This is a genomic window from bacterium (assembly GCA_027622355.1).
In the GTDB taxonomy this organism is placed as follows: Bacteria; UBA8248; UBA8248; order UBA8248; family UBA8248; genus JAQBZT01.
Window position 1 is genome coordinate 1 of record JAQBZT010000180.1, and the last position, 6,192, is coordinate 6,192.

The following is a 6,192-nucleotide window of genomic DNA, read 5'->3' on the forward strand; positions in this document are numbered from 1 at the left end:
CAGCAGGTTGTCGGCCCCGCGCTCGATGCCGCATATGACATCGCGCGTCTTGGTGGAGCGGCCATATCCCTCGAAGTCCACGCACCAAACGTCCCAGTCCCGTGCGGCGAGGTAGTCCATGAGAGAGTAGCCGGGCCGGCTTTTGACCTGAAGATCGAACGTGGGGGTGGATGCCATCGAGGAGCCGTGCGCGAGGAGCACGCTGCCGCGCGCCTTGCGAAGTCCCTTCCTCCTTTTTCGCCACAGAAACAAGTCGGCACCCTTGCTGCGGGTCCAGTGTTCGCTTCCGGTGATTTTTTTCCCGGACAACTTTCTCTCCCGTTCTTCGCGGCTTCCCCTGCAAGGGAAAGAGGGCAATGAGCTTTGGTGCACGGAAAGAAGAAGCGTACTATGACGGCTTTCTATGGGAAACCGCCCGTCCCTTAAGCGGGCGGTTCGTACTTCAGTTGCGGGGGGAATGTGGCGACCGACACGGGTTCCAGCGAAACACACCATGCCTCGGGCGGGTTCGAACTCATCATCGGGGCCCTTCTCATCGCATTTATCTGGGGCATCACCCAGCCGGTCATCAAGGGGGCGTATGCGGGCCTGAGCCCCTTCGCCCTGATCTGGATGCGGTCGGTTCTCTCGGCGCTCACGCTGACGGTCTGGATGGGTTTTGCGAAGCGGGAGGATCGGACGACCCACCCTGATCGGCGGCACGAGGTGTTCCACCGGATTCTGAACGGCCTTCTCCACAACGCCCATATCCTGTTCCTCTATGTCGGGATGACATCGACTCTGGCCGCGAGGGCTTCTGTGCTGCTCTATACCCAACCCATCTGGGTGATGCTGATCGCGGCGGCGGCACTTCCCGGGGAACGCATCACGGCGATTCGCGCGCTCGGCTTTATCGTCGCCATGGCGGGGACGGTAACCGTTTTTTTCGATCGCCTCGCGGGCGAGGGAGCCCTCTGGGCGGAAAGCTTCATCCTCCTGTCGGCCGTCATCTGGTGCGTCCAAACCATTCACTTCCGGAAATACCTCGGCCGATCGGACGTCGTGGCCGTCACGCGGTGGGCCATGCTCATCGGGGCACCCCTGTATCTCGCCCTCACCTGGCTTTGGGAGGGCGGGGGGCGGTATGTCTTCGGGTTCGCGGAGGTGTTCGCCATCCTGTTCATGGGACTGCTATCGAGCGGGCTGTTTCTGGTCTATTGGGCCTATCTTCTGATGAAGTACTCTCCTCCAAAGGTCTCTGTCTTTTTCTTCCTGTGTCCTGTGTTCGGGGTGGGGGGCAGCGCCCTGGCGCTGGGCGAGCGGATCGGGTGGCCGCTGCTGGCAGGAGGCGCGCTTATCGTTTGCGGCGTCTGGTTCGTGACGAACGAGGAGCGTTTCCGGAGAAAGCGGGCGGCGGCGCACCCTTCGCTTCAGGCGTAATCCGGTTCAGGTTACTTTTTTGCCGCACCAGGCACAGTTGCGCCAGAAGCCGGAAGCGACGGGCCAGCGGCAGTGCGGACAGGGCTTCTCCCCGGCGGTGCATTTCGGCGGGCGCTTTGCCTTCGTCTTGCAGGCGGGACAATAGCGCATGAAGGGCATCATTCTCCGATCCGCACATTCGGGGTTCGCGCACTTTTCGGTGTAGCGTTTGTCCTTGTGCGGCCGGGGAACGGCGTCTGCGAATCTCCCCGCGTAGCACCAGGGGCAGTGTTTCCATTCCATGCGGACGCCGCGCTCGCATTCGGGACAAAAGGCGGGGTAGGTGGTCGTTTCCCGGCAGGAGTTGTCCCCCGTTCCGCACCACGGGCAATAGGACATTTCCTCCCCGATGGGGTGTCCGCATTTGCGGCATTCAAAACGGAGCCCATAGCGGTTGTGGAAGGTTTTTTCGAATTCGCGGACGCGCATGTCCTCCCATTTGCGGGAGGCCGTCTGGGAAACCCGTTTTTCCCTTCGCACTTTCTTGACGGGATCGTTTTCGAACCGCCGGAATTTGGCGAGGGCATACCTGTAGGCTGTGAGCATGCGCGTGGCGTTGAAGTACCGGCTTCGGGGATGGAAGGCGGTCGCCTTCTTGATGACACTGATCATCGCGGGGGGCACTTTGCGCGAGAGGTTTTCCAGGCCGGGATAGGGCCATGCGAAAGGCCAGTTGGGGAGCTGCCCGGATAAAAGCCGATAGAGAATCAGGCCGACAGAAAAAACATCCGAGCTGAAGCCGGGTCGTCCGTATGCCTGCTCAGGGGCCATGTAGCCGAGTGTTCCAGAGCTGGTTTCTCCGGTCAGTTTCGCGTCGGCGAGGTGGGCGATGCAAAAATCCCCGAGGCGCACCTTGTCATCCTCGAACAGAAAAACATTCTCCGGCTTCACGTCGCGGTGGATGATTTTCTTTTCGTGCGCGCCGCTCAGGGCCTCGAGAAGCTGGTGCACCACCTTGAGCGCCCACTCGGTGCGGTAGCGGCGGCGGAGCCGCATTTCCAGATCTTCTTTTCCCAACTCGTAGGCGAGAACGATGCGGTTCTCGATGATGTCCGCATTCTTGAGGCGAAGGATGTGGGGATGATCCAGCTGCGCCAGAATCCGTGCCTCGCGCCGGAAATCCGCGATGATAGCGGCGCTGTCGGCCAAGAGCCGCCGGGGCATCTTCAGGGCGACGGGGATGCCCTCGATCGTGTCCTGTGCCCGCCAGACGTCGGCGTATCCTCCCTCCCCGACGCGGTGAATGAGGCGGTACTTTCCGAGCAGCCGCCCCCGGCGAAGGACGGAGGGTGATGATGCTGGAGGTGTGTTCTGGGCAGTCATCGTTGGCCAGGACTCTTCATGTATAGCGGGAATTTCACTACGGGCTTCTTCTCCGCCCGCCGGTAAATCATATCATCTTGATTTCAGGTGAAAAGAGCAAAACGCCTACCGCGTCTCGGGGCGGGAGAAGAGAAGGCTCGCGTTCTGCCCGCCGAATCCGAAGGAGTTGGATATCGCATGGCGGAGCTCCGCCGGGCGGGCCTGGTTGGGCACATAGTCGAGATCGCAGGCAGGGTCGGGGTCTTTGTAATTGATGGTCGGGGGGAGCGTCTGGTGGTGTAGCGCCAGGACGGTGTAGATGGCCTCGGCCGCTCCGGTGGCGCCGAGCATATGGCCGGTCATGGACTTCGTGGAGCTGACAGCCAGCCGGTCGGCGTGCGCGCCGAACGTTTTTCGGATGGCCATGGTTTCAGTCCAGTCGTTGGGACCGGTGGCGGTTCCGTGGGCATTGATGTAGCCCACCTCGGCGGCCTCGCGGCCGGCGTCCTGCAGCGCCATGCGCATGCAGAGGATGGGGCCCTCTCCATCCGGGTCGGGCTGAATCATGTGGTTCGAGTTGGCGCTCAGGCCGTAGCCCGAAAGTTCTGCGTAGATTCGCGCCCCGCGGGCTTTTGCCCGCTCCATCTCCTCGAGAACCAAAAGCCCCGCTCCCTCGCCGATGACGAATCCATCGCGGCCCGCGTCGAAGGGCCGGCTTGCGGTTCCGGGGTCATCGTTTCGGGTTGAGAGCAGCCTCATGGCGCAGAAGCCGCCCATCGTCAGCTCAAAGATGCAGGCCTCTGTTCCGCCCGCGAGCATGACATCGGCGGCGCCGCGCCGAATGATGTCGAAGCTGTCGCCGATGGCGTGACTTCCCGTGGAGCAGGCGGTGCTTGTACATCCTATCGGTCCCTTGAGCTTCCAGCGAATGGAGATGCGGGCGGAACCCATGTTGGCCAGAAGATTGGGCATGAAATGAGGGCTCAGGTGGCTTCCCCCCTGCCGGGCATCGGATGTCTGAAGCGCTTCCTCGGAGGATTGCAGCCCGAGCCCCGAGCCGACGTTAACGCCGATGCGGGTGGTGTCCATGTCGCCGGAAAGATAAAGGCCGGAATCCGCAATGGCTTCGGCGGCGGCGGCGAGCGCAAACTGGATGGATCGGCTCAGGTGTTCCGGCGCGGCGCCGTCGAGGTGGATGCGGGGGTCGAAATCCGTCACTTCACCCGCGATCCGGGAGGGGAGACGGGAGGCGTCGAAAAGGGTGACGGGACCGGTGCCCGACCTTCCTGCCAGGATGGACTTCCAGTTCTCTTCTTTGCCGATCCCGATGGGGGAAAGTATGCCGATGCCGGTGACGGCGACTCTGCGGTTCCTTCGCCGGAGATTTCGATCTGCCATGAACGGTCCTGTCCCGAGGGCGGTTAGCCGTAAATCTCAGGGTTCACGAGGCTGGTGACCCGCTCGCCCTGGGAGGCCCGCTGAATGTTCTCACATAGCAGTTGATAACTCATCCGCTGCACCTGTTCGGTTTGCGATGCGATGTGAGGAGAAAGAACGACATTGGAAAAAGTGCGGAGGGGATGGCCCGCCGGAAGCGGTTCGGGATCAGTGACATCGAGCCCGGCCCCGCCGATGCGCTCCGAGTGCAGGGCTTCAACGAGGTCGTCCGTCACCACATGGGGCCCCCGGGCGATGTTGATGAGAAAGGAGCCCGGCTTCATGCGCTGAAACTCGTTTTTCCCGATCAGCCCCCGGGTGTCGGGGGACAAGGGGAGCGAAAGCACCAGATAGTCGGCCTGGGGAAGGAGATCGCCGAGCTTGTCCATTTCCTCGATTTGAAAGCCCTCGGGGCGAAACTTACCGCGCGTACGGGTTTGGGCCAGGATGCGCATGCCGAATCCCGCGCCCATGCGCGCGATGCTTTGTCCGATGCCTCCCAGGCCGACGATCCCAAGGGCGGCGTCCCGGAGCTGATTGTGAAGCGGGCGGGGGCCCTCCCTGTCCCAAAGCCAGGGCCTTCGGGAGAGCATGAGCATGAGCGTCAGGGCGTGCTCGGCCACGGCGTGACCGCGAATGCTGCCGGGCGAGTTGGCGACGGGGATGCCCTTTTCGGTCGCTGCCGGAACGTCAATGTTGTCGACGCCCGTTCCGGCCTTGCCGACGAGAAAAAGGTTTGGGGCCGCTCCCATCATCCGGGCGGTGATGGGAGCAAAGGCCGTGAGGATGACGTTCGCGCTCTCGGCGTGCCGGAGCAGGGAAGCCTCGCTGAAATCATCTGGAATGACGAGTTCGAATCCATCGGGCAAGTAATCGACGAGAAAACGCGCCCGGGATTTTTGCTGAAACCGCTCATCAACCAAAAGAATACGGTATGTCATGTTATGGCCTTATGGGATCCGGGACTCGCGCCCCTATCCCTCATGGTGCACGAGGCCCACATTGCCGCCCCGGGCACGCTGCAGAATGAAGGCGAGGACCAACAACGCCACCCCCACGGCATAGACGGTGTAGTGGAACTCTCCCGAAAGGGGCGTGAAATAGGCAAGGAAATGGTCCACTGGCAGGAGGAGGCAGACCATAGAGCCGAGGAGGAGACTCCACTCGAACTTGTTGGTCGGCTTGAAGATGTAGCCCTCCAGGACGCCCGCCCAGGCGATGATGCCCACCAAGCAGGCCAAGACCGTGAGCGTGATGTCGATTACGGTCCCTGTGAGAAGAAGCGGGGTGTACACGAAGAGGAAGGGCATGATGTAGATCCACGAAGCGAGTTTGACCGCCTGGAATCCGGTTTTCACCGGATCGGACATGGCGATGGCGCTTGCGGCGTAGGCGGCCAGGGCAACGGGGGGAGTCACGGCGCTCGTCACCGCCACCCAGTAGCTGATCAGGTGGGCCGTGATGGTCGGGACACCAAGATTGGTCAGGGCGACCACGCTGAAGATGACCAAAATGACGTAGCTGGCGGTGATAGGCAGTCCCATGCCGATGACATAGCCGGCCACGATGACCCAGAAGATGGTCAGTGGCAGAAGGCCAAAGCTGAATTCGATCAGGAGTGCCGATACCCGTCCCGGCAGATCGCTCTGGGTGGCACAGGAGAGCAGAATGCCCAGGACGGGCGCGATGCAGCCGATGACCAGCGTATTCCGCGCCCCGGATTCCAGCGAAATCCAGGTGATTTTGATCAGCTCGGCCCCCTGGCTCGCCAGACGCCCGAGAAGGACGGGGCCGGTCTGGGGAGCGGAGCGGAAATCATTCTCCGCAGGTGCGGGCGCCGCCTCCACGGCGGGAGCGGCGATGGCGGCGAAGACAATTTCGAGGACTTTCAGAACAACCCCCCCCGCCAGCACCCAGAGAAGCGCGTCTCCGTAATTGATCCCCCGATGGGTGTCGGCGAACCAGCTGAAGGGGGCGCCCACCTGAAGGCCGAAG

6 protein-coding genes are annotated in these 6,192 nt (G+C 62.2%); 1 reads left to right on the plus strand and 5 read right to left on the minus strand.

The annotated features are described in order from the left end of the window. On the minus strand, nucleotides 1-309 hold a 309-nt coding region (locus O2807_10590; GenBank protein ID MDA1000944.1), incomplete at its 3' end, for an alpha/beta hydrolase. Between the two features lie 150 nt (nucleotides 310-459). On the opposite strand from O2807_10590, the gene O2807_10595 reads away from it, so the two are divergent. After that, the gene (locus O2807_10595; protein ID MDA1000945.1) at nucleotides 460-1,419 is read left to right on the plus strand and encodes a DMT family transporter; all 960 of its coding nucleotides are present in this window, start codon (nucleotides 460-462) and stop codon (nucleotides 1,417-1,419) included. A 6-nt stretch (nucleotides 1,420-1,425) separates the two neighbouring features. Here O2807_10595 and O2807_10600 read toward each other — a convergent pair whose 3' ends face one another. The 4 genes from O2807_10600 to O2807_10615 form a co-directional block, all read right to left on the minus strand. Then, entirely contained in the window at nucleotides 1,426-2,781 is a 1,356-nt protein-coding gene (locus O2807_10600) for a serine/threonine-protein kinase (protein ID MDA1000946.1), read from the minus strand. A 105-nt stretch (nucleotides 2,782-2,886) separates the two neighbouring features. Continuing rightward, nucleotides 2,887-4,158 carry a beta-ketoacyl-ACP synthase II gene (gene fabF, locus O2807_10605; GenBank protein MDA1000947.1) on the minus strand — a complete coding sequence of 424 codons (1,272 nt, stop codon included), beginning with the start codon at nucleotides 4,156-4,158 and terminating at the stop codon, nucleotides 2,887-2,889. A gap of 23 nt (nucleotides 4,159-4,181) precedes the next feature. Further along, nucleotides 4,182-5,138 (minus strand): NAD(P)-dependent oxidoreductase, encoded by a 957-nt coding sequence (locus O2807_10610; protein ID MDA1000948.1) that lies wholly within the window; start codon nucleotides 5,136-5,138, stop codon nucleotides 4,182-4,184. 33 nt (nucleotides 5,139-5,171) lie between these two features. Then, the coding region (locus O2807_10615) for a TRAP transporter large permease subunit (GenBank protein ID MDA1000949.1) at nucleotides 5,172-6,192 on the minus strand (1,021 nt) is incomplete at its 5' end.

Coding starts and splice junctions, on each gene's coding strand:
- fabF (MDA1000947.1), bottom strand. CDS start 4,158: ATGGCAGATCGAAATCTCCGGCGAAGGAACCGCAGAGTCGCCGTCACC.
- O2807_10600 (MDA1000946.1), bottom strand. CDS start 2,781: ATGACTGCCCAGAACACACCTCCAGCATCATCACCCTCCGTCCTTCGC.
- O2807_10610 (MDA1000948.1), bottom strand. CDS start 5,138: ATGACATACCGTATTCTTTTGGTTGATGAGCGGTTTCAGCAAAAATCC.